Here is a 23029-nt window from a genome sequence, read left to right as displayed (position 1 = left end):
GGGTAAGTCGGTGGATCCAGGTTCTCGCTGCGTGTGCCGGGCGGCGGCCCTCGTACCGGGCGTACTCGGGACGTCGGCCGGTGCGCGCAGCGTGGGGCTGGGCCGCCGAATTATTCGGCGGACTTCCGGCGGGGGGCACTAGCTCCAGAGCCGGTCGTGGCTGGTCTCGCCGTCCCAGTGCGCGGTGTCGGTGAAGTACACCGGGTCGCGGGGATCCAACTGCTGGCGGAACAGCTCCTCGTTGATGTCACCGAACCCGAGACCGGGGGTGTCGGGCACCGTGATGTGCCCGTCCTGGATCAACGGCCGCGGCAGCCCGGTGACCAGCTCACTCCAGAACGGCACGTCCGCGGCGTGGTGCTCCAACGCCAGGAAGTTCTCGGTGGCCGCCGCCAGGTGCACACACGCCATCGTCGCCACCGGCGACGCCGCCAGGTGCAACGCCATCGCCACCCCACGCTCCTGCGCGTAGTCGCCCAACCGCTTGGTCTCCGCGATCCCACCCGAGGTGGCCGGGTCCGGGTGCACCACCCGGATCGCCCCCGCATCCAACAGCGGCTTGAACCCCTCGGTCAGGTAGATGTCCTCCCCCGTGCAGGTCGGCACCGCCACCGCCTCGGTCAGCTGACGCCACTGGTCGGTGAACTGCCACGGGATCAGGTCCTCGATCCAGGCCAACGTGAACGGCTCCAGGGCCCGCCCGATCCGGATGCACGAGTCCAACGCGATGTGCCCGAAATGATCCGCCGCGATCGCCACGTCGTACCCCACGATCGACCGCACCGTCTCCACGTAGCCGGCCAGGTACTCCACCCCCTTCGGGGTGACCTGGATCCCGGTGAACGGGTGCATCGTGGTCACGTCCTCCCGCGCCCCCGGCGGCGCGATCAACGTGCCCGGCACGTCCCACAACAGCGAGATACCCACATCCATCTTCAGCATCGAGAACCCGCGCTGCTTGCGCTCCAGCAGCCGCTGCCCCATCTCCTGCGGATCCGCCAGCGACGGGGTATCGGCATAGCAGCGCACGGTGTCGCGGAACTTGCCACCCACCAGCGCGTACGCCGGCACCCCGTAGGCTTTGCCGGCCAGGTCCATCAACGCCATCTCGATGCCGGACACCCCACCGCCCTGGCGGCCGTGGTGCCCGAACTGCTTGATCTTGCGGAACACCTTGTCCAGGTTGCACGGGTTCTCACCCACGATGCGGCTCTTGAGCATCAGCGCATAGGTGGCGCTGGCCTGGTCGCGCACCTCCCCCCAGCCGACCAACCCCTGGTTGGTGTCGATCCGGATGATCGACGAGCGGAACGGCACCCCGTGCAGGTTCGCCACCCGCACATCGGTGATCCGCAGATCACTGGGCCGCGACGCGGTGCTGACGTACTCCTCGCTGATCGTGCTGGCACTCATGCCTTCTGCTCCTTGCGCCACTGCTGGAAATCGGCCTCGATGTCATCGGCCCAGGTCGGAACGTCGATCTGGGCGCTCGTGTAGCGGCGCTCGGACAACCGCTGCTTGCCGAACACGTCGCGGATGCGGGTGTCCTCGCTGGTGGCGGCCACCGCCTCGGCCAGGTGCGCGGGGATCACGGCCACCCCCGTCGGCGTGCCGAGGATGACGTCACCCGGCAGCACGGTGGCCCCACCGATCCGGATCGGGATGTTGATGCCGGCCAGCGTGACGCCGCGGATCGGCGTCGGGTCCACCGCGCGGTGGAAGATGTTGACGCCCCCGGGCAGCTGCTGCAGGCCCTGCAGGTCGCGGATCCCGCCGTCGATCACCGCACCCACGCCGGTGCGGGAGGCCACCGCCGTGCCCAGGTTGTCGCCCACCACGGTGCCCTCGACGACCTTGCCGAAGATGTCGACGACCATGATGTCGCCGTTCTCCAGGGTCTCGATCACCCAGGAGTTCTGGCGGTCGCCCTCCAGGTGCCCCTCCCGGGCACCCGCGGCCACGACCACGGCGTCGAAATCGGGCCGGTGCGGCAGGAACTGGGCCGTCACCGCCCGGCCGACGATCACCGTGCCCGGGTGCGTCTCACGCCAGTCGCCGGCGAACTGCCGCACGTAACCGGCCTGGAACAGGTGACCCCACGCCTCCTCCGTGGTGGCGAGCCTCAGGCTCGCCAGCACCTCGTCGGGCACGCGGGGCCGGCCCGACCCGAAGCGCTCACCGGTCCACTCGCCGGTGAGCTCCTCGAGGTCGTCCTTGCCGGGATGGATGCGCACGTCCGCTTCGCCTTCTTCCTCGCTCGTTCCATGGCTAGATCAGATCGGTCATTCCGTGAACGGTGGCCTTCAACAGCGGCGCGTAGCCGAGCAGCTCGGCGCGGTCGACCGCGAACGTCACCGTCGAGATGCTCACCCCCCCGCGAGGCCGGCCCGCCCGGTCGAGGATCGCGGCGCCGAGGCAGCGCACGGTGGCCTCGTTCTCCTCGTCGTCGATCGCGAAACCGCGCTCGCGCACCGCGGCCAGCTCGGCGTGCAGGGCCGGGAGGTCGGTGATCGTGGCCGGGGTCCTGGCCGGCATCCCGGCCGAGGCCACCACCGCATCCACCTCGTCGGGCGGGAGGTGCGCGAGCACCGCCTTGCCGATCGCGGTGCAGTGCAGCATCAGCTGGTTGCCCACCCGCGAGCGCATCTCGTACGGCTTGTCGCTGTCGACCTTGTGCAGGTACACGGCGTGGTCGCCGACGCGGACCGCCAGGTGCACCGTGTTGCCGCCCGCGCCCTCCTGCAGCCGGCGCAGCGCGGGCCCGACTCCGGCCGACACGACCGACACGAGCTGCGCGCCGAGCCCGGACAGGCGGCCCCCGACGCCGTAGCGCCCGTCGCCGCAGTTCTCCGCGAATCCCTCCGCGGTGAGCGTGGACAGCACCCGGTAGGCCGTGGAGCGGGGAACCGCCGCGCGCTCGGCCACGTCCATCAGCCGGTGCGGACCGCCGGGCACGGCGAGCGCCTCCAGGATCCGCATGGCCTTCTCGACGGACGTACCCGCTGCGCTGGTGCGGCCCCGGCGGGTGGGAACTGCTGAGGTCATCCCTTCACGGCACCCGCCGTCAGTCCCTCGGTCAAGAACCGTTGGCCGAACGCGTACATGAGCACCACCGGGATGCTGATCAACAGCGACGCCGCCGCCAGCTGACCCTGCGGCACCACGTCACCGAAGATCATCGACTGCATGCCGACCGGCAGCGTCTTGTAGTCGTCCCGGGTGATGAACACGAAGGCGAACAGGAACTCGTTCCACGCGTTGGTGAGCGTGAACAGCGCGACCGCCAGCAGGCCCGGCTTCGCGAGCGGCAGCACGATCCGCACGAACGCACCGAACCGCGTGCAGCCGTCGACCAGCGCCGACTCCTCCAGGTCGGCCGGGATCGACTTGAAGTAGCCCACGAGCAACCAGGTCGCGAACGGCAGCGTGAACGTCGGGTACGTGATCACGAGCGACCACAGGGAGTCGTTCAGCCCGACGCCGCTCATCATCTGGTAGAGCGGGATGAACAACAGCGCCCCGGGCATCACGTAGGTGAGCAGGATCGTCACCGTGAAGCTCTCCGAGCCGCGGAACTTCAGCCGCGCCAGCGCGTAGCCGGCGAGCGCGGCGCAGATCAGCGCGATCACGGTGGACGCCGTGGCCACCAGGACGGTGTTGATGTACCAGGTGCCGAACTCCCGGCCGGAGAAGAGGTTGGTGAACTGCTCGGTGCTCCACGGCGTGGGCCACAGGTCGCTGGTGCGCATGACGATCTGGGTATCCGACTTGAACGCCGTGACCGTCATCCAGTACAGCGGGGCGAGCACGAACCCCAGCAGCGCGATGAGCGCGGCGCCCGAGCTGACGCCGTTCACCAGCCGGGCCGCCATCTGGTTGCCCCGCGCGGCCAGCGTGGAGACGACCCGGCCGATCACCGCGGCGAGCAGCACGAACACGCCCAGCACGAGCACGGCTTTCCAGATGATCTGCGGCGACGCCCAGGCCAGCGCCACGGTGGCGATGGCGAGCCACACCCACGGCATCGCCTTGCGCTGCGCGGGGGTGAGCCGGCTGCGTCCGAGGTCGCTGGTGCCCGGCAGGTCGCTGCGGCGCATCAGCCGCACCAGGATGACCACGAGGATGCCGATGATCGGCAGCATCACCAGGGTGACCGCCGCGCCCGCGCCGAACTGCAACTGCTGGATGGCCTTGGAGTAGGCCACCATCACGTACGGCGCCGTGGCGTCGCCGGGACCGCCCTGGGTCATCAGCCAGATCAGGTCGAAGTTGTTGAACGTCCAGATGGACGACAGCAGCACCGTGACGATCATGACGTGGCGCAGGCCCGGCAGTGTCACGTGCCGGAAGCGCTGCCACGGAGTGGCGCCGTCCACCTCGGCCGCCTCGTAGAGGGTGCTGTCGATCGCCTTCAGCCCGGCGAGGAAGGTCACCGTGAAGAACGGGATGCCCTTCCAGACGTTCACCAGGATGACCGCCGGCATCGCGAGCGCGGGGTCGGACAGCCACTCCGCGGGCCAGCTGTCGACGAGCCCGATCGCGGCGAGCATCGGCCCGATCCCGGAGTCGGTGAGCACCACGTTGACGCTGCCGAAGATCGGGTCGAACAGCGACCGCCAGGTGAACGCGGTGACGACCGTCGGCACGACCCACGGCAGCAGGATGATCCCGGCGAGGATCGCGCGGCCCTTGCGCATGTGGTGCAGCATCAGCGCCGCGATGAGGCCGAGCACCACCTTGAAGATCTCGGCGTACGCGGTGAAGACGAACGAGTTGATCACGCCGGTGTGGAACACCGTGTCGTGGACGAGTGCGGTGTAGTTGTCCAGCCCGACGAAGACGGACTCCGCCCCGTGCCGCTCGGTGGTGCTCGTGACGATCCCGCTGATGATCGGGAACAGGATCAGCGCGGCGATCAGGAGCCCGGCGGGTGCGAGGAACGCCGTGGCGAGGCGCCAGTCGCGCCCGAGCCTCCGCTGAGTGCCGGTGAGCGAGGACGCCGTGGCGGTGCTCGAGCGGGCTGGCGACGGCCGCGGGCGCAGAACGGTCACTGCTTGAGGCCCTGCTGCTCGAAGATCTGGACCATGCGGTCGTGGGTAGTGGCCACCGCCTTCGCCGCGGGGGTGCCCTGGACCACCGACTGCATCATGTCGGTCAGCAGGTAGGCGGCCACCGCCGCCTGCTGCCCGGGGCTCGGCGGCTGCGGGAACGAGAAGCCGGTGGACGTGGTCATGGGGAGCGCTGTCCTGGTCTGCTCGCGGATCGGGCCGAACGCCGGGTCACCGTTGGAGTAGTACGGGTCGGAGTCCCACACCTTGTCCCACGCCGGGTTGACCAGGCAGGGCGCGCCCTGCGCGACACCCAGCAGGGCGGTGCCGCTCACCATGAACTTCGCCACCTGCTTGGCCAGGTCGGGGTTCTTGGCTCCCTTGAAGATGACGAACGAGTTCGACTGGCCGTATGCCAGCGGGCGGTCGATCGCCGGGCCGGTGGCGCCGCTGATCACGTGCGTGTTCGGGTAGACCGGGTTGCCCTTGGTCTTCGAGTCGGCGTAGACGCTGAACTGGTTCAGGGTGAGCCCGAGAATGTTGGCCAGCCAGTTCTCGTTGTTGCTGGAATCGGTCCAGCTCTCGATCCCGGGCGGGAGCATCGGCTTGTACTTCGGATTGGAGTAGATGTCACCGATGAACTCGACGGCCTTGACGGTCTCCGGCGAGTTGAACGTCACCTTCTGCCCGGTGTTGTCCGCGATCGCGCCGCCGTAGGTGTTGACGACGTTCTCGATGAACCCGTTGGCGTCGCCGGAACGGTTCACCGTGATGCCCCAGCCGAAGCGCCGCTTCGACGGGTCGGACACCTCGAGGGCGTTGTCGCGCAGCTCCTCCCAGCTGTAGTAGGGCTTCAGCGCGATGCCCTTCTCCTGGTACCAGTCCTTGCGCAGGTACATCCCGGACGCGATGAAGTGGTACGGGATCGCGTACCAGCGGCCGTCGAACACGCAGTAGTTGGTGGCCTCGGTGGCCGGCTCGCCGTAGAGCCCCTTCATCTCCTCGACCACGTCGGTGACGTCGGTGAGGTCGCCGAGGTTGTGGAGCTGGCCGACGAACCGGGAGTCGCTCATGAAGGCCAGGTCCCGGGTGGTGCTCGCCTTCACGTCGGCGTCCATCTTGGCCACCATGTCGCCGGCGTCACCCGACACCAGGTCGTTCTGCACGGTGGTGCCGGTGGCCTGCGCGAACGCCTGCAGCGAGCGGTCGAGGGCCTGGTTGGCGGCCTCGGAGTACAGCTTCTGGGAGAGCATCCCCACCGAGCCGCCGCGGTAGGGCGCCGCGGCGTCGAGCACCGCCTGCGGAACCTGAACATCCACCTTGGGAGCGGCGGGCTGGCCGCCGCACGCCGTGAGCCCGACAGCTCCGAGCGCGCTCATTCCCAGGAACTTCCGCCTCGACCAAACGAGTCCGGACTTCTGTGCCATGACGACTCCTCCCGCGTCCTTGCGGTGAGACCAGGTGTCTTCGGGTGATGTGCTGCCGACCGGGTCGGGAGGCACGAGCCCTTCGGGGGGACCCGCATCCGCCCTTGCGCCAGGAGCGAGCTTTTCGCCTAGTGGAACGCCGTGCCGGGTAGTGCGATCGCGGTCACACTATGGGTGACCAAGGCGCGTGTCAACGGGTCATTCGGCCGAGATCTCGCGCGTCCCGGGGAGGCCGTCGAAGAGACCCGCGGACCCCCGCGGGCGCCACAGCGGAACGCCCCCCTCGGTGGGGTTGTCGAGCTCGACGACCGCGGCCTCCTTCGCGGAGTCCAGCGCCGCGAGGACGATCCGCATGTTCGCCACGCTCTGCGCGATCGTCCCGACCACCGGGCCGCCGTGGCGCACCGCGTCGGAGAAGTCGCAGAGCTCGGCGTAGTAGCCGTTGTCGATGCCGCGGAAGACGTCGCTCCTGGTGGTGCCGTCGGCCCGCAGGAGCGTCACCCGCCGTTCCGCGTCCGGCCCGGACAGCACGAGCACGCCCTCCGTGCCGTAGAGGCGCATGTCGTTCGGCTCCGCGGGCACCGGCACCTCGGAGTAGCACGCGGTGTAGTTGCCGATCGCGCCGCCGGCGAACGTCAGGTTCAGCGCGAGGTCCGACGGCGAGTCGATCGTGCTGTTGGCCCACTGCACCGCCCCGTGCACCCGCACCGCATCACCGCAGAGCATGCGGATCTGGGCGATGTCGTGCACGCCCGCGTCGAGGTGCACGCCGCCGCGGTACTGCGGCTGCTGCCGCCACGGCGTGCTGGTGAACCGGCCCTCGCGCGGCACGAGCTGACCGGCACGCCGGTACGCCATGAGGTGCAGCTTGCCGATGGCGCCGTCGTCGACCAGCGCGCGGGCGTGCCGGATGTCGTCGCGGTAGAAGTAGTTCTCCCCGACCAGCACCACGCGGTCCGGGAACTCGCGCTCGAACGCGAGGAACGCCCTCGCCTGCTCCTCGTCGGTACCGGTCGGCTTCTCGCACAGCAGGTGCTTGCCCGCGACCAGCGCGTCCCGCGCGATCCCGTAGAGCAGCGGGATCGGCACCGAGACCAGCACCGCGTCGACGTCGTCGCGGGCGAGCAGGTCGCGGTGGTCCTCGTGGGACCGGGCGGCGTCGACGCCGCTGTAGGCCGCGAAGCGCGCCGCCTGCTCGGGCGACCGGTCGGCGAACGCCGTGACGACGAACCGGTCCGGCATCCGGCGCAGCGCAGGCCAGTGCAGCTTCTCGACCGCCAACCCGGTTCCGATCAGCCCGAGCCGGATCGGACCCTCACCCACCGCTGCCATGCCTCACCCGTCCTCCTCTTCGATTTCGGATCCGCCCGCCGCGGCGTGCGACCGGCTACTGGGCCATGCCCTCGTCGGTGCCGCCCCGCGCGCTGCCGACGTCCTGCGCCGGGCCGCGCTCGCCCCGCTGCTTCGCCGCGAGGATCGGCGAGTTGCGGAGCAGGTGGGCGCGCATGGTCTCCCGGGCCGCGTCCGGGTCCCGCGCCTGCAGCGCCGTGAAGACCTGGGCGTGCGCCTCGGTGGCGCGCCGCAGGCTGTCCGGGCTCGCCTGGTTGGTGACGCGGCGGCTCGCGGTGCCCAGCCAGCGGGCCGAGTACATGATCCGATCGAGGATCCGGTTGTTCGCCGCCCGGCAGATCTCCATGTGGAACTCGTGGTCGACCTCGAGGTAGGCGTCCGGATCGTCCTCGAGCCCCGCCATCCGGTCGAGCTCGGCGCGGAGGCGGGCCAGCGTCTCGTCGGTGATGCCGGCCGCCGCCATCGCGGCGAGCTCCGGCTCCAACAGCACCCGCACCTCGAGCAGCTCCTGCAGCAGCTCGTCGACGAGCTCCTCCGGCAGCCACTCGACCAGCAGCGGACTCAGGTAGTCCCACTCGGCGCGCGGCCGGACCGTGACCCGCCGCCCCTGCGCGATGTCGACGATGTCGAGCGACGCGAGGATCTTGAGCGTCTCGCGCGCCACCACCCGCGAGACACCGAACTCCCGGGAGATGTCCAGCTCGGAAGGCGCCCTGCCCTCGCCGATCTCACCGTTGACGATGCGCCGGGTGAGGTGGGCGGCCACCTGCACCGGGAGAGTCCGGACCTTGACAGCGTCCGAGGACTCTTGTCTCCTGTGCATGTCATCAGCTTATAGGACAAGCTGACCCTCCGCGCCCCTGGCACCCGGAAAATCCCGCAGCCGGGGCGCGCCGCCCAGGCGGTCGACCACCGCCTCCAGTCCCAGCGTCGGCGACCCCAGGGGGCGAGCACACATGGAACCCGCAGCTCGTGCGGCCGCGTTCCGCACCCCCGACGTCGTGCGCGCCCACCTGGCCGGCATCCTCGACTTCTGGGCGGGAACCCGGGACCCGCGCACCGGCGGCTTCGTCTCGCAGGTGCTCGCCGACGGCACGGTCCGCGACGGCGGCACCCGGCACCTCGTGGCCAGTGCCCGGTTCGTCGTCCAGTTCGCGCTCGGCGTGCTGCACGGCGCGGGCAGCAGGTCCGCGGGGGCCGCGGCCGAGGCGCTGGAGTTCCTCACCCGCGCCCATCGGGACCGCCGGCACGGCGGCTACCACTGGGTGCTGCGCGTGACGGGCACCGGCATCGAGGTGGCCGACCCGCGCAAGGAGGCGTACGGGCACGCCTTCGTGCTCCTCGCGGGCGCCACGGCGACGAGCGCCGGCGTGCCGGGCGGGCGGGAGCTGCTCGACGAGGCCCGCGAGATCTGCGAGGAGAAGCTCCTGCGCGGCGGCCACCTGGCCGTCAACACGACCTCGGCGGACTGGACCGAGGTGTCGCCCTACCGCGGCCAGAACGCCAACATGCACCTCTGCGAGGCGTTCCTCGCCGCCTACGACGCCTCCGGCGACCCGAGCGACCTGCACCGCGCCTACCGCATCGCGGACGCCATCGCGCGCCGGATCCCCACCGGCATCGGCGGGTTCGTGTGGGAGAACTACCAGGAGGACTGGTCGCCCGACTGGGCGGAGGCGCCGCGCGACCCGGTGAGCGTCGAGAGCGCGTTCGGGATCTCACCCGGGCACCAGGTCGAGTGGGCGAAGCTGCTCGGGATCCTCGCCCGCCACGACCCTGCGGAGTGGCTGCTGCCCCAGGCGGTGCACCTGCACCGGCTGGCCTGGGACCACGGCTGGCTCCCCGCGCGGGGCGGCTTCGCCAGCGGCCTGCGCCGGGACCTGACCGTCAGCCATCCGGCATCGGCCTACTGGGCACCCGCGGAGGCGATCGGGGCCGCGGCCGTGTTGCTCGAGCGCACCGGCGACGAGGGCTACCGGCACTTCTCCGACCGCGCGTGGGAACACGCGCTGACCCACCTGGCCGATCACGAGCACGGCGGCTGGTTCGTCGCCGCCGAGCCCCGCGCCGCCCGCCGCGACCTCCGCAAGGGCGACGCCTTCGAACCCGACTACCACGCCGCCGGCGCGTGTGCCGAGGTCCTCCGCTCGTACGCGGGGCAGGGGCATTCGCAAGGGCAGCTGAGAAGCCCCGACCTGAAAGACCTCGACCTGAAAAACCTCGACGAGGAGGTTCCCATGGGAGGTACGCATCATGTCTAGTGCCCTGAGCAGGCGCCGGTTCCTCGGTGGCTCGATGGCGCTCGCCGCGGGCGCCGCGGTCGGGCCGTTCCTGGCCGCCTGCGGCGGTGGCTCCGACGGCCCGGTCACCGAGATCGACGCCCTGCTCATCACCGGCGGCGACCGCTACCCGGCCTACTGGGAGAAGGTCACGTCAGCGTTCACGCAGCAGACCGGGATCACGGTCAAGTACGACCTGCTCCAGTTCACGCCGCTCACGTCCAAGGAGATCACGCTCGCCGCCGCGCGGAGCACGCAGTACGACGTCTACAGCACCCACACGGCGCAGATCGGGGCCTTCTTCCCGCACTTCGAGCCGCTCAACAACTACTTCGACCAGGCCGACCTCGCGGACTTCTTCCCCGTCGCGATCCAGTACATGACGAACCCGGCCTCCGGGGAGCTGGCCGCGATCCCGCGCAACATGGACGCGCGCACCCAGTACTACCGGCGCGACCTCTACGAGGCAGCGGGCGTGCAGCCCGCGACGACGTGGGAGGAGCTGGTGTCCGTCGGGCAGCGGCTCACCAGCGGCGGGCAGTTCGGCCTGGTGCTGCCCGGTCAGGGCGACCCGGCGCAGCGCCAGTTCGCCGACTTCCTCTGGCAGGCGGGTGGCGAGTGGCTCGACCAGAACAACAACGTCACGTTCAACTCGCCGGCGGGCGTCGAGGCGCTGACGTTCTACCGAGACCTCATCCAGCAGTACCGGGTCACGCCGTCGGACGTGGTCACCTACCAGTGGAACGAGAACTCGGCAGGCTTCACGAACGGAACCTGCGCCGCCGTCTTCGACTGGCCGGGCGCGTACGCCAGCTTCGGTGACCCGTCGCTGTCCACCGTCTCGGACAAGTACGCGACAGCGCCGATGCCGAGCCACAAGACCGGCACCTCCTGTGCGATCTCGCACGGTCTCGCGATCAACAAGTACTCCCGCAAGAAGGACGCGGCCGCCCAGTTCCTGAAGTTCACGGTCACCCCGGAGGCCCTGGTCGACCAGTACGCGGAGTTCAAGAACTACCCGAGCCGCAGGTCGACGGCCGAGCAGGTGACCAGCCAGGCGCAGGGCATGGAGCACCAATGGCTCGCCGACCTGCGCACCACGATCGACAACGGCAAGGAGTGGCCGAAGGTGCCCGGCTTCGACAAGGTCTCGACGGTCGTGCAGACGGCGGTGCAGAACGCGCTGAGCGACCAGATGAGCCCGCAGGCCGCGCTCGACGCCGCCGCCGCCGAGAGCACCCGCATCCTGCAGCAGGCGGGGGCGCTGCGCTGACGATGGCCACCTCCCAGATGTCCCGTCCGCGAGCGCCGGTCGCCGGGCGCTCGCGGACGACGCCGAAGTGGCTCACCGGCTACACCCTGGCGGCACCCGCGATCCTGCTGATGCTGGTCATCTTCCTGTACCCGCTCGGCCAGTCGTTCGTGATGAGCTTCTTCCGCTGGGACCTGAACTCCGCGGAGAGCCCGTTCCTCGGCCTGAGCAACTACACCGACCTGTTCACCGGCACCTCCTTCGGCCAGACGCTGCGCAACCAGGTGATCTTCACCGTGGCGTCGCTCGTGATCGAGGTGGTGGGCGGCATGGCGATCGCGGTGCTGCTCAGCAGCAAGCTGCGCGGGCTGCGGCCGGCCCGCACCCTGCTGCTGATCCCGCCGATGGTGGCGCCTGCGGTGGTCGGGCTGAACTTCCGGTGGCTGTTCAACGAGCAGTACGGGCTGATCGACGCCGTGCTCGTCCGGCTGGGGCTCCCGGCGATCCCGTGGCTGTCCGACCCCGGGTGGGCACTGGTCTCGGTGATCATCGCCAGCGCGTGGCAGAACACGCCGCTGCTCGTGCTGCTGTTCCTCGCCGGGCTCCAGGCGATCCCGCGCGAGCCCCTCGAGGCGGCGGCGGTGGACGGCGCATCGGCGTGGCGCACGTTCTGGTCGATCGTGCTGCCGCTGATGCGGCCGGTCGTCGTGATCGCCCTGATGATCCGGATCATCGACCTGTTCCGGACGTTCGACGTCGTCTGGCTGATGACGCAGGGCGGGCCCGGCAACGCCTCGAACCTCCTCACGGTCGAGGCCTACAAGCTGGCCTTCCAGAGCGTCGACTTCGGCCACGCCGCGGCCGTGTCGTACGTGGCGCTCGTCCTGTCCCTGCTCGTACTCGCGCTCCTCTACGGGATCCCGCGGCTCACCGCACGGAGGTCGGCGGCATGGCAGGCTTGACGCTCGAGACCACCAGACCGGTACCGGTGCACCCGCGCCGAACGGGCGCCACCGTGGGCCTGGTCGCCCGCTACGTCGTGCTCGTGCTGACGGTGCTGGTGTCGATCTTCCCGCTGGTCTGGCTGCTGCTCACGTCCCTGCGCACCTCCGACGAGCTGTTCGCGGTGCCGGTCCAGCTGCTGCCGAGCACGGTGACGCTCGACCAGTACGTCACCGTGTTCACCGAGTACGAGATGGCCGACTACGTCTGGAACTCCATCGCGGTCTCGCTCGCGACGGTGGCACTGGTGACGGTGCTCGCGCTGCCGTGCGCGTACGTGCTCGCGCGGTTCCGGCTGCCCGGGGTCAAGGTCGTGATCACGGTCCTGCTGATCATGCGGATGATCCCGGTGATCGCGCTCGCCATCCCGCTGTTCTCCGTGTTCTCCGGGATCGGCCTGCTGGACACGGTGCTGGGGCTCGTCCTCACCCACGCGGCCTCGAAGCTGCCGGTGGCGATCTGGCTGCTCATGGCCTTCATCCAGGACCTGCCGAAGGAGATCGAGGAGTCGGCCGAGATCGACGGCGCGGGTGTGATCCGCAAGCTCGTGTTCGTCGTCGCCCCGCTCATCGGACCGGGGATCGCCGCGAGCGCCGTGCTGACGTTCCTGTTCACCTGGAACGACCTGCTACTGGCGCTCACGCTGACCTCGAGCGAGGCAGCCCAGACGCTCCCGGTCGGCCTCACGAACTTCGTCACCCAGTTCGGCATCGACTGGGGCCCGATGTCGGCGGCCGGCGTGCTGATGGTCGTCCCGACCCTGCTCTTCGTGTGGTTCGCCCAGGGCTATCTCGTCAAGGGGCTCGTCGCGGGCGCGGTCCGCGGCTGACCGGTTTCGACAAGGAGATGTGACAACCAGTGGATCTTTCACTCGACGGCAAGGTGGCGATCGTGACGGGCGCCGCGTCCGGCTTCGGCAGGGCGGTCGCCACGACCCTCGCGGCCGAGGGTGTGCGGGTCGCCGGCGCCGACATCAACGAGGCGGGCGTCGCCACCGCGATGAAGGAGCTCGGCGGCGGGTCGGGGTCGTGCCGCGGCTACGCGCTCGACGTCGCCAGCCGGGCCAACTGGCAGGAGGTCGTGCGGTCCGTCGAGGAGGACCTCGGCCCCGTCGACATCCTCTGCAACATCGCCGGTCCCGCCCCCGGGCCCGTCAGCGGGCACGTGGACACCGACGACGACGAATGGCACCGCCAGATCGAGGGGCACCTCTCCGGCGTCTTCCGGGGATGCCAGTCCGTGCTCCCCGGGATGATGGAGCGGCGCTACGGGAAGATCGTGAACATGTGCTCCTTCACGGCGCACGGCACGGTCGCGAACATCCCCGGCTACGACGCCGCGTTCGGCGGGATCCTCGCCTACACGAAGGACCTCGCGCGGTTCGCCGCCCCGTACAACATCAACGTCAACTGCGTCTCCCCCGGCAACGTCGAGACGCCGATGACGCAAGGGTGGATGTCCGCCCCCGGCGCCCGCGAGCGCCTCCTGGAGAACACCCTCATCGGCCGCATCGGCCAACCCGACGACGTCGCCAACTGGGTCGTCTTCCTCGCCTCCGACCGCGCGCAGCACGCCGTCGGCATCGAGATCAACGTGTCCGGCGGCCAGCTCATCGCCTGACCGGCAGGTAGTTCGTCCACTCGGCCCGCGAGGGCCGGAAGGAGAAGCATGAGAATCGTCAACATCACGACGGCGGTGGTCGCGTACCACGGACAGGCCACGCTCGTGCGGATCGACACCGACGAGGGCATCACCGGCTACGGCGAGGCGAACCCGGACGCGGGCGCGGGCGGCGTCGTGGGGCTGATCGACACGTTCAAGCACCTGCTGATCGGCGAGGACCCGCGCAACGTGGAGCGGTGCTGGGAGAAGCTGCGGCGCCGCGTCTTCGCGGGCCCGCAGGCGGGCGTGTTCGTGATCGCCATGTCCGGCATCGAGCTGGCGCTGTGGGACATCGCGGGCAAGGCGGCCGGCCAGCCGGTGCACCGGATGCTCGGCGGGAAGTTCCGCGACCGGATCCGGATCTACGCCGACTGCGGCGACGGCGACGACCCCGGCGGCTCGGTCTCCGGCTGCGTCGACCGCGCCCAGCGGATGGTCTCCGAGGGCTTCACCGCGATCAAGTTCGACATCGACGACCTGCACCACCCGGCCAAGTACGACGAGTACAACCACACCATCAACGCCGCCGAGCTGCGCTCGATGGTCGAGCGGGTGGCGGCGGTGCGCGAGGCGATCGGCCCGGACGTCGACCTGGCCATCGACCTGCACGCCCGCTACGACGTGCCGAGCGCCTGCAAGATCGCGTGGGAGCTCGAGCCGTTCAACCTGATGTGGCTCGAGGAGCCGGTGCCGGCCGAGAACATCGACGCGCTGGTACGGGTGCGCGCGCAGACCCGCACCCCCATCTGCGCGGGCGAGAACCTCTACCTGCGCTGGGGCTTCCGGGAGCTGCTCGAGAAGGGCGCCGTCGACGTCATCGAGCCGGACGTGCCCAAGTGCGGCGGGCTCGCCGAGGCGAAGAAGATCGCCAACCTCGCCGAGATGCACTACGTGCCGTTCGCCCCGCACCTGGTCTCCACGCCGCTGGGCACCATGGCCACGGCGCACCAGTGCGGCGCGATCCCGAACTTCCTCGTGCAGGAGTGGCACGCCCTCGAGGAGCGCGAGGTCTGGGACAGCTACGTGCACGCCCCGGACGGCAGCGGCTCGATCGTCAAGGACGGCTACATCACCCTGCCCGACGCGCCCGGCATCGGCGTCGAGCTCAACATGGACGGCGTCCGCAAGCACGCGGTCCCCGGGTTCGGGATCTTCGAATGACGGTGGCGGGCGTGGACGTGGCCCGGACCGCCAAGCGGTTGAAGGCGCTCTACACGGCGGTGGCCTACGACATCATGGACGAGATGGGCCTGCCCCATCAGTGCCTCGACCTCGCGATCGCGCCCCTCGACCGCTCCATGCAGGTGGCAGGCCCCGCCTACACCGTCATGGCAGGGCCGGACATGCGCGAGCGCGACGAGATGCCGCCGAACACGAAGCTCGCCGACTTCGGCGTCTTCACGCAGATGTACGACGGCTGCGTGGTGGTCGTCGGGGCGGCGGGCGAGCGCCAGAGCGGCATCTGGGGCGAGCTCATGAGCAACGCCAGCCGCGCCCGCGGTGCCACCGGCGTCGTCATCGACGGCGGCATCCGCGACGGCCGGCTCGTCCGGGAGATCGACGGGCTCGGCGTCTTCGCCCGCTACACCTCGCCTATCGAGTCGCTGCGCCGCTCCCGAATCCGCGACATCGAGGTGCCGATCTCGATGACCGGCACCCTCACCAGCCAGGTGCGGGTGAACCCGGGCGACTGGATCTTCGGCGACGAGGACGGCGTCCTCGTCATCCCGAAGGACGCGCTCGAGGAGGTGCTGGCGAAGTCCGAGGAGGCCAAGGACATCGAGGACAAGGTGCGGCAGGAGGTGCAGGCGGGCGTCCCGGTGATCGACGTCTACAACAAGTACGGCCGCTTGTAGATCAGTTCGGGGCCAGGCAGAGGACGTAGCCGTCGAATCCGCTGCCGCGCTGGATCCCCGACGTCGCCTCCGGCGACGACCCGCAGGCGAGCTCGACGCCCATGATGCCGCTGTCCACCCGCTCCACCACGCGGTAGGCGGCGTAGGGCGCTGCGCAGTCGACCTTCTGGTACCCGGGGTCGCCCGACGTCTCGGCCAGGCAGTCGCCCACCTGGGCGGTGTCCGGCGAGGAGTTCGGGTCGACCCCGGGCGGGCCGAGGCAGAACAGCAGGTCGACGCCCATCTTGTCGATCGAGCTCAGCCCGTACGGGTCGTCGCCGGTGGTGACCATGTCCCAGCTGTAGCTGGAGCTGGTGCCCGGCACGTCCGAGCACTGGTCCATGCCGCCGATGGTCGTGGCGTTCTCGATGCGGCGCAGCACCACGGCCTCGGCGGCGCCGTCGCTGCAGTCCACCCGGTGCACGTCGGCGTTCGCCGCGACGCCCACCACGCAGTCGCCCTCCTCCGCCACGTTGATCGCGGCCGCCGGGTCGACGTCCCGCGGGCCGATGCAGAGGGTGGATCCCGACCCGGTGTCGGAGAAGCTCTCGGTCACCCCGGCGACGGCGATGCAGTCGCCCGACGTGTCGTCGAGGCGCTGCAGCACCCGCAACGACGCCGACGCGCAGTCGGCCTTCACGTAGGTGTCGTCGGACTTCTCGACGCAGTCGCCCGTCTCCGGCCCGGTCGAACAGGCGGTGAGACCACCGCCCGCCAGGACCGCCACGACGAGCAGCAGCAGGACACGCACCACCATCTCGACCTCCCCCTCCGGGATCACCCCAGCAGACCCGCGCTCCACGCCGGTGGTTGGGGGCGGTGAGGATGATCGCACCGCATGAGTTCGTACGAACGGCACCTTCGTTCGATGGGGCGGGACGAACGTGCCGCTCGTCCACCGGCAGCGCCACCCCGGTGACGTGCGGCGCGGCCATGGACGATCAACCCACCGCGGCGGCGGCCACCGCAGCCGTGCAGATGCGGGCCAGGTCGTCGTCGTCCGTGACATAGGGCGGCATCGTGTAGACGAGGTCGCGGAACGGGCGCAGCCACACGCCTTCCCGCACGGCAGCGGCCGTGGCGGCCGCGACGTCGACCTCGTGATCGAGCTGCACCACGCCGATGGCGCCGAGGGCACGCACGTCGCGCACTCCGGGCAGGTCACTGGCCGGCTCCAGGCCCGCGTGCAGGACCTTCTCGATCCGGGCCACCCCGGCGCGCCAGTCGCCGCCGAGCAGCAGGCCGAGCGAGGCGTTCGCCGCAGCGGCCGCGAGCGGGTTGCCCATGAAGGTGGGCCCGTGCGCGAGCACGGACAGCTCGCCGCGGGAGATCCCGTCGGCCACCTCGGGGGTGCACAGGGTGGCGGCCATCGAGAGGTACCCGCCGGTGAGGGCCTTGCCGACGCACATGACGTCCGGGCTGACGCCGGCGTGGTCGGCGCCGAACAGCTCGCCGGTGCGCCCGAAGCCGGTGGCGATCTCGTCGAACACCAGCAGCACGTCGTGGGCGTCCGCGAGCTCGCGCAGCGCCCGCAGGTAACGCGGCGAGTGGAACCGCATGCCGCCCGCGTTCTGCACCACGGGCTCGACGATGATGGCCGCCACCTCGTTGGCGTGCCGGGCGAGCAGGCCGGCGAGGTGCTCGACGTAGGCCTGCTCGAACTCCCGGGGCGGGGCGTCGGCGAAGACCTGCTCCGGCAGCGCGCCCGCCCAGATGTGGTGCATCCCGCCGTCCGGGTCGCAGACGGACATCGGGTGCCAGGTGTCGCCGTGGTAGCCGCCGCGCCAGGTGAGCAGCCGCTGCCGCTCCGGGCGGCCGCGGGAACGCCAGTACTGCAGGCACATCTTGATCGCGACCTCGACGGAGATCGACCCCGAGTCGGCGAGGAAGACGTGCTGCAGCGGGTCCGGGGTGATCTCCACGAGCGTGGCGGACAGCCGGATCGCCTGCTCGTGGGTGAGCCCGCCGAACATGACGTGGCTCATCCGCCCGAGCTGGTCGCGCACGGCCTCGTCGAGCACGGGATGGGCGTAGCCGTGGATCGCCGACCACCATGACGCCATCCCGTCGACCAGCTCGCGCACGCCGCCCACCGGCTGGGCGAGCCGCAGCCGGACGCCGGACGCCGACTCCACCAGGTAGGGCGGGCGCACCCCGGGCATCGGCGAGTACGGGTGCCAGACGTGCTGCCGGTCGAGGTCGAGCAGCTGATCGGGGGTGAGGTCACCGGTGGGCACGGGGTCTCCTCGGTAGTCGGCCAGGCGCTGCGACGATGCCAGCCCGCGCGCGGCCCCCGGACGGGAGCCCTCCGGGCGACTAGAATCTAGAGCACTCGCTCAGGTTTCTGCCCCGGAGGTCCCCGTGCCCTGGCTCTTCCTCGCTGGTGCGATCCTCACCGAGGTGGTCGCCACCACCGCGCTCAAGCTCTCGGAGGGCTTCAGCAGAACCGTCCCGTCGGTCGTCGTGGTCGTCGGCTACCTCGCGGCGTTCGGCCTGCTCTCGCAGGCGTTGGTGCGCGGGATGGCGATCGGGGTGGCGTACGGCGTGTGGGCCGCGGTCGGCGTGGCGCTCGTCGCCATCGTCGGGGCCGTGCTCTTCGGCGAGGGCCTGACGGCGGTGCAGCTCGGCGGCATCGCGCTCGTGATCGCCGGGGTGCTCGCCCTCGAGCTGGGGGCGGCACACTGACCACCGACGGGCGCAGGCGCAAGGGCGAGCAGCGCCGCAGGCAGCTCCTCGACGCCACGATGCGGGTGATCGAACGGGCCGGGGTCGCGGCCGTGAGCCAGCGGGTGGTCGCCCAGGAGGCGGGGGTGCCGCCGAGCGCCGTCACCTACTACTTCCCGGCCGTCGACGACCTGCTCGTCGCGGCGCTCGCCGACTGCAACGACTGCTACCTGCGCCGGCTCGACGACTGCGCGCGCGAACCCGATCCGCTCGCGGCGCTCGCCCGCCTCATCGCCGAGGGCGGCGACTCCCGCCGGGCGCACACGGCCGCCGAGTACGAGCTCTTCCTCATCGCCGCCCGCAGGCCGGAGCTGCAGCCGGAGGTCGAGCGCTGGACGGCCGCCGTCGACGCCTACCTCGCCCCCCACGCCGCCGACCCGGTCGTGCGGGCGGCAGCGGCCGCCGCCGTCGACGGGCTGTTCCTGCACTGCTTCGTCGCGGCCGCCCCACCGAGCGCCGACGAGGTGCGCGCGGTGCTCGCGAGCATCCTCGGCTGCTGATCAGGCCGAGCGGCGCGGGCCGGGCAGGATCCGCTCGACGACGTCGGTGACCAGGTCGTGGACCTGCTCGTCGGGGAACACGTCGGGCAGGGTGAGCCGCTCGAGGATCAGCCAGTTCAGCGCGAGGTAGAGCACGACCACGGTGGTGGCGTCGCCCGGCAGCCCGGCCTGCACGTGGTTGCGGATGTTGAAGTCGATGTCGGCGCGGATCCGCTTGCTGAGCAGCTCCCGCAGCTCGGGCCGACGCGTGCTCTCCAGGCGCAGCTCCAGCAGCGCGAGGTAGCCGGAGCGGAACGTCATGACCCGCTCCACGACGTCGTGCATCAGCTCGGTGACCCGATCGCGGTCGCGTGGCCCGGAGAGCGCCTCGGCGAGCGCGGCGGCATCGGGCTCGAGCCGCTCGTAGTAGCGGTGGCCGACCTGCGTGAGCAGCTCGTCGCGACTGCTGAAGTAGTTGGACGCCGTGCCGACGGGCACCTGCGCCTCCGCGTCGACGGCGCGGAAGGTGAGCCCCCGGGCACCATCCCTGGCGAGCACCTCGATCGCCGCGTCCAGGAGCGCCGCCCGCCGGGCCGGGTTCTGCCGCATCCGCATCTCCTCCGTTGACACCACTTCATCCGTAGTACTACGTTCGAACCACTACGATTAGAGTACTGCGGAGGTCGCTCGTGCGAAAGCTCGTCTACTACGTCGGTATGACCATCGACGGCTTCATCGCCGCCCCGGACGGGAGCGCCGACTTCTTCCCCCTCACGCCGGATGTGATCGACTTCATCAGGGGCGACTATCCGGACACCCTGCCCACCCACATCCGCGAACAGCTGGGGGTGGACGTCGCGAACCCGAACTTCGACGTCGGGGTGCAGGGGCGCACGACCTTCCAGCCGGCCCTCGACATCGGTGTGACCAGCCCGTACGCGCACCTGCGGCAGATACTCGTGTCCACGAGCACGGCCGGGAGCCCAGATCCCGCCGTCGAGCTCGTCTCGTCCGGCGTCGTCGAGCGGATCCGGGACCTCAAGGCCGAGGACGGCAAGGACATCTACCTGATCGGCGGGTCGCGGCTGGCGGGGTCGCTGCTCGCCGAGATCGACTCGCTCGTCCTGAAGGTCTACCCGGTGGTGGCCGGGGCCGGCGTCCCCCTCTTCACCGCCGGCTTCAGCCCCACCGCCTTCACGCTGACCCGCACCCGCACCTTGGAGGGGGGAACCGTGATCCTCAGCTACGACCGGAGCTGATCCCGCGGACGAAGGCCCGCACGTCCGCCACGAGCAGGTCGGGCGCCTGCAACGAGGCGAAATGCCCGCCGCGCCCGTACTCGGTCCAGCGCACGACGAGGAGGGAGCGCTCGGCCAGCGCGCGCAGGGCCCCGTCACCGGGGAACACCGCCACCGCCGTGGGTACGTCCACCCGCTCCCCGCCGTAGAAGGCGGCGCGTGACTCCTTGTAGAGGCGCGCCGCCGACCCCGACGTGCGGGTGAACCAGAAGATCGAGACGTCGGTGAGGACGGCGTCCGGGTCGACCGGGGCCTGCGCCGTGCGGGTGGGGTCGTAGTCGACGAACCACTCCAGGTTCCACGCGAGCAGGCCCAGCGGGGAGTCGGTGAGGGCGTAGGCGAGCGTCTGGGGGCGGGTGGACTGGATCGTGGCGTAGCCGGAGCGCTCCGCCCACCGCGCTGCGCCGGCCCGCAGCCGCGCCACGTCGTCGGGGCCGAGGCCGGCCGTCGGGTCCGGCGAGGTCGGGTCGACGGCCGTGACGAGCGCGTTGACGTGCACACCGATCACGTGCTCGGGCGCCACCCGCGCCACCTCCGGCGAGATCAGCGCCCCGAAGTCGCCGCCCTGCACGACGTACCGCTCGTAGCCGAGCCGGTGCATCAGCTCGGCCCATGCGCGGGCGATCCGCCGCACGTCCCACCCGCGCTCGCGCGTGGGGCCCGAGAAGCCGAACCCCGGCACCGACGGCACCACCACGTGGAAGGCCGGCCCGCCGGTGGTGAGCGGCTCGACGACCCCGGCGAAGTCGGCGAACGTGCTGGGCCAGCCGTGGGTCAGCAGTAGCGGCAGCGCGCCCGGGTCGGCGGAGCGGGCGTGCGCGAAGTGCACGGTCTGGCCGTCGATCTCCGTCACGAACTGGGGGAGCTCGTTCAGCCGTTCCTCGTGGGCCCGCCAGTCGTACGTGCTCCGCCACCGGTGCGCCAGCTCGCCGAGGTACCCCGCGGGGACGCCGTACTCCCAGCCGGCGTCCGGCAGCTCGTCGGGCCAGAGCGCCCGATCCAGGCGGTGGTGCAGGTCGTCGAGGTCGGACTGGGGAACGTCGATGCGGAACGGCCGGATCACGCCTCCCACGCTATGGCGCCTTGCGGCCGGTTCTCGTCCTCTTCACCAGGAGACCCCAACCGATTCACGCCCCGGCCGGTCGTCCCCTCCACAACGAGCGACACCGAAGGAGACCGACCATGACGCGCACCCGTTCGATGATCACCCGGGCCGCACTCGGCGTGGCGGTCGCGAGCGGCGCCATGGTCCTGGGCGCGGCCCCGGCGAGCGCCGCCACCCCGAACACGTGGGCCACCATCGCCGTCTCGGTGCGGACCGGCAACATCGGCTACTCCTACGACCAGCCGTCCGCAGGCGCCGCGGCCGCCGCCGCAGTGGACGCGTGCGGCGCGCGGGACTGCCGGGAAGCGGTGAGCGTGACCAACGGCTGCGCCGCCGTGGCGCAGGCGCGGAACCGCGCCTGGGGCTGGGCGTACGCGGCGTCCCTCGACGAGGCCGAGCGCGCGGCGGTCCGCGCGACCCCGGGCAAGGGCGCCCGCGTGCTCTCCCACGTCTGCACCGGCGCCTACCGCTGAGTGCGGCACCGGCAGGCGCTCTACCGACCCGCACCGCGCCGCACCCACTCGACGACCCGGCGCGCCGTCTCGGCGAGCTCTAGGGTGGTGGTGTCGAGCAGCTCGACGGGCGGGGCGAGGGTCGGCCCCTCCCGGCACAGCCAGTCGTTGAACTCCACCGTCTCCGCGATGCGCGGGTCGTCCCAGCCGCGCCACGCCGGGCGGGCACGCAACCGGGTCCGCAGCACGTCCGGGTCGGCCACCAGGGCCAGGTAGTGGATCTGCCCGACGAAGGCGCGCTCCGGCCGCCGCTCGAACTGCTCCGGCACCACGGTGCCGACCAGCACCACCGGGCGCCCGCTCTGGTGGATCATCCCGGCCATCCGCAGCCAGGTGCGGCGGAAGTCCGCGAAGTCGTCGGCGGGGTCCTGCAGGCCAGCCGCCCAGAGCATGTCCTGCTCGACCACGACCGCCACGTCCCCGAGGGCCTGCGGGAGCAGGCGGGCCACCGTCGACTTGCCCGCCCCGCTCGGGCCGGTGAGCGCGAACAGCGGCAGCCGCCGGAACGGCTGCCGGTGCCCGCAGTCCGCGCAGACCAGCACCGGCGCGTCGGGTGCGACCACCGGGTACCTGAACCGGGCGCCGCAGCCGAGGCAGATCTGCAGGTCGACCGCGCGTTGCTCGCCGTGCGGCGGAGCCGGTTCGTTCGGCAACCCCCGCTCAGCCGAACAGCTCGTCGAAGAAGCCCTTGCGGCGCTTGTGCCCCTTCTGGTGGCCGTAGGGCGGTGGCGAGTCGCTGTAGTGGCCCCGCGGCTGGTGCCCGTACGGGGGCGGGGAGTCGCCGTAGTGCCCGCGGTGGCGCTGGTGGGGTGGGGGCGAGTCGGCGTAGTAGGCCCCCGGAGCGCCGTGGCCGCCGTAGAAGCTCTGCTCCGCGTTGGCGATCTGCTCGAGCTCGCCGCGGTCGAGGAAGATCCCTCGACAGCCCTGGCACTGCTCGATGTGGACGCCACGCCGGTCGACGGTATGCATCAGGTTCTGACACTTCGGACAGATCAC

Annotated in this window: 24 protein-coding genes; 11 read left to right on the top strand and 13 right to left on the bottom strand. The window is 70.9% G+C overall.

The features are described 5' to 3' along the window. Positions 1-138: 138 nt before the first annotated feature. The 7 genes from ABEA81_RS22310 to ABEA81_RS22280 all read right to left on the bottom strand — a co-directional run bounded on the left by ABEA81_RS22310 (position 139) and on the right by ABEA81_RS22280 (position 8648). Positions 139-1413: a mandelate racemase/muconate lactonizing enzyme family protein gene (locus ABEA81_RS22310; RefSeq protein ID WP_345607209.1), complete on the bottom strand. Its 1275-nt coding sequence runs from the start codon at positions 1411-1413 to the stop codon at positions 139-141. Beyond that, positions 1410-2234: an RraA family protein gene (locus ABEA81_RS22305; protein ID WP_345607208.1), complete on the bottom strand. Its 825-nt coding sequence runs from the start codon at positions 2232-2234 to the stop codon at positions 1410-1412. Before ABEA81_RS22305 ends, ABEA81_RS22310 begins: the two co-directional genes overlap by 4 nt. A 34-nt stretch (positions 2235-2268) precedes the next feature. Continuing rightward, a complete protein-coding gene (locus tag ABEA81_RS22300; RefSeq protein WP_345607207.1) occupies positions 2269-3045 on the bottom strand; it encodes an IclR family transcriptional regulator in 777 nt (258 codons plus the stop codon). Beyond that, complete coding sequence (locus tag ABEA81_RS22295) at positions 3042-5051, bottom strand: ABC transporter permease (protein WP_345607206.1); 2010 nt, start codon at positions 5049-5051, stop codon at positions 3042-3044. The genes ABEA81_RS22300 and ABEA81_RS22295 overlap by 4 nt, the downstream gene beginning before the upstream one ends. Next, positions 5048-6367, bottom strand: a complete 1320-nt coding sequence (locus ABEA81_RS22290) for an extracellular solute-binding protein (protein WP_345607205.1) — start codon at positions 6365-6367, stop codon at positions 5048-5050. The genes ABEA81_RS22295 and ABEA81_RS22290 overlap by 4 nt, the downstream gene beginning before the upstream one ends. A 306-nt stretch (positions 6368-6673) precedes the next feature. Then, on the bottom strand, positions 6674-7807 hold the full coding sequence (locus tag ABEA81_RS22285) for a Gfo/Idh/MocA family protein (RefSeq protein ID WP_345607204.1): 1134 nt from the start codon (positions 7805-7807) through the stop codon (positions 6674-6676). Between the two features lie 55 nt (positions 7808-7862). Next, positions 7863-8648, bottom strand: a complete 786-nt coding sequence (locus ABEA81_RS22280; protein WP_345607203.1) for a FadR/GntR family transcriptional regulator — start codon at positions 8646-8648, stop codon at positions 7863-7865. A gap of 133 nt (positions 8649-8781) precedes the next feature. On the opposite strand from ABEA81_RS22280, the gene ABEA81_RS22275 reads away from it, so the two are divergent. The 7 genes from ABEA81_RS22275 to ABEA81_RS22245 are packed head-to-tail and all read left to right on the top strand — an operon-like array spanning position 8782 to position 15876. Then, the gene (locus tag ABEA81_RS22275) at positions 8782-10086 is read left to right on the top strand and encodes an AGE family epimerase/isomerase (protein ID WP_345607202.1); all 1305 of its coding nucleotides are present in this window, start codon (positions 8782-8784) and stop codon (positions 10084-10086) included. After that, on the top strand, positions 10079-11377 hold the full coding sequence (locus tag ABEA81_RS22270) for an ABC transporter substrate-binding protein (RefSeq protein WP_345607201.1): 1299 nt from the start codon (positions 10079-10081) through the stop codon (positions 11375-11377). Before ABEA81_RS22275 ends, ABEA81_RS22270 begins: the two co-directional genes overlap by 8 nt. A gap of 17 nt (positions 11378-11394) precedes the next feature. Then, positions 11395-12318 (top strand): carbohydrate ABC transporter permease, encoded by a 924-nt coding sequence (locus ABEA81_RS22265; protein WP_345607200.1) that lies wholly within the window; start codon positions 11395-11397, stop codon positions 12316-12318. Beyond that, complete coding sequence (locus ABEA81_RS22260; RefSeq protein WP_345607199.1) at positions 12306-13187, top strand: carbohydrate ABC transporter permease; 882 nt, start codon at positions 12306-12308, stop codon at positions 13185-13187. The genes ABEA81_RS22265 and ABEA81_RS22260 overlap by 13 nt, the downstream gene beginning before the upstream one ends. A 29-nt stretch (positions 13188-13216) precedes the next feature. Then, positions 13217-13978, top strand: a complete 762-nt coding sequence (locus tag ABEA81_RS22255; RefSeq protein ID WP_345607198.1) for an SDR family NAD(P)-dependent oxidoreductase — start codon at positions 13217-13219, stop codon at positions 13976-13978. A 48-nt stretch (positions 13979-14026) separates the two neighbouring features. Then, entirely contained in the window at positions 14027-15181 is a 1155-nt protein-coding gene (locus ABEA81_RS22250; RefSeq protein ID WP_345607197.1) for a mandelate racemase/muconate lactonizing enzyme family protein, read from the top strand. Positions 15182-15192: 11 nt separating this feature from the next. Next, positions 15193-15876, top strand: coding sequence for an RraA family protein (locus tag ABEA81_RS22245; protein ID WP_345607196.1), 684 nt, complete (start codon positions 15193-15195; stop codon positions 15874-15876). A gap of 1 nt (position 15877) precedes the next feature. Here the strand turns inward: ABEA81_RS22245 and ABEA81_RS22240 are convergent, their stop codons facing one another. Then, the gene (locus ABEA81_RS22240; RefSeq protein ID WP_345607195.1) at positions 15878-16672 is read right to left on the bottom strand and encodes an LppU/SCO3897 family protein; all 795 of its coding nucleotides are present in this window, start codon (positions 16670-16672) and stop codon (positions 15878-15880) included. Positions 16673-16856: 184 nt separating this feature from the next. Further along, entirely contained in the window at positions 16857-18152 is a 1296-nt protein-coding gene (locus tag ABEA81_RS22235; protein ID WP_345607194.1) for an adenosylmethionine--8-amino-7-oxononanoate transaminase, read from the bottom strand. A 124-nt stretch (positions 18153-18276) separates the two neighbouring features. Here ABEA81_RS22235 and ABEA81_RS22230 point away from each other — a divergent pair, with 124 nt between their 5' ends. Both ABEA81_RS22230 and ABEA81_RS22225 read left to right on the top strand, forming a co-directional pair. After that, positions 18277-18600: a DMT family transporter gene (locus ABEA81_RS22230; RefSeq protein WP_345607193.1), complete on the top strand. Its 324-nt coding sequence runs from the start codon at positions 18277-18279 to the stop codon at positions 18598-18600. Further along, on the top strand, positions 18597-19139 hold the full coding sequence (locus ABEA81_RS22225) for a TetR/AcrR family transcriptional regulator (protein WP_345607219.1): 543 nt from the start codon (positions 18597-18599) through the stop codon (positions 19137-19139). Before ABEA81_RS22230 ends, ABEA81_RS22225 begins: the two co-directional genes overlap by 4 nt. Here the strand turns inward: ABEA81_RS22225 and ABEA81_RS22220 are convergent, their stop codons facing one another. Next, positions 19140-19727: a TetR/AcrR family transcriptional regulator gene (locus ABEA81_RS22220; RefSeq protein ID WP_345607192.1), complete on the bottom strand. Its 588-nt coding sequence runs from the start codon at positions 19725-19727 to the stop codon at positions 19140-19142. Between the two features lie 80 nt (positions 19728-19807). Between ABEA81_RS22220 and ABEA81_RS22215 the strand changes: the two genes are divergently transcribed. Then, positions 19808-20377, top strand: coding sequence for a dihydrofolate reductase family protein (locus ABEA81_RS22215; protein ID WP_345607191.1), 570 nt, complete (start codon positions 19808-19810; stop codon positions 20375-20377). On the opposite strand, the gene ABEA81_RS22210 is transcribed toward ABEA81_RS22215, so the two are convergent. Next, complete coding sequence (locus ABEA81_RS22210) at positions 20358-21479, bottom strand: epoxide hydrolase family protein (RefSeq protein WP_345607190.1); 1122 nt, start codon at positions 21477-21479, stop codon at positions 20358-20360. The genes ABEA81_RS22215 and ABEA81_RS22210 overlap by 20 nt on opposite strands. Positions 21480-21598: 119 nt before the next feature. Here ABEA81_RS22210 and ABEA81_RS22205 point away from each other — a divergent pair, with 119 nt between their 5' ends. After that, positions 21599-21994, top strand: coding sequence for a DUF4189 domain-containing protein (locus tag ABEA81_RS22205; RefSeq protein WP_345607189.1), 396 nt, complete (start codon positions 21599-21601; stop codon positions 21992-21994). A gap of 20 nt (positions 21995-22014) precedes the next feature. Here the strand turns inward: ABEA81_RS22205 and ABEA81_RS22200 are convergent, their stop codons facing one another. Next, entirely contained in the window at positions 22015-22686 is a 672-nt protein-coding gene (locus ABEA81_RS22200) for an AAA family ATPase (protein WP_345607188.1), read from the bottom strand. Between the two features lie 7 nt (positions 22687-22693). Continuing rightward, complete coding sequence (locus tag ABEA81_RS22195; protein ID WP_345607187.1) at positions 22694-23029, bottom strand: TFIIB-type zinc ribbon-containing protein; 336 nt, start codon at positions 23027-23029, stop codon at positions 22694-22696.

It is taken from the genome of Pseudonocardia adelaidensis, from assembly GCF_039543345.1.
In the GTDB taxonomy this organism is placed as follows: domain Bacteria; phylum Actinomycetota; class Actinomycetes; order Mycobacteriales; family Pseudonocardiaceae; genus Pseudonocardia; species Pseudonocardia adelaidensis.
This window is presented reverse-complemented; position numbering and strand designations above follow the sequence as displayed.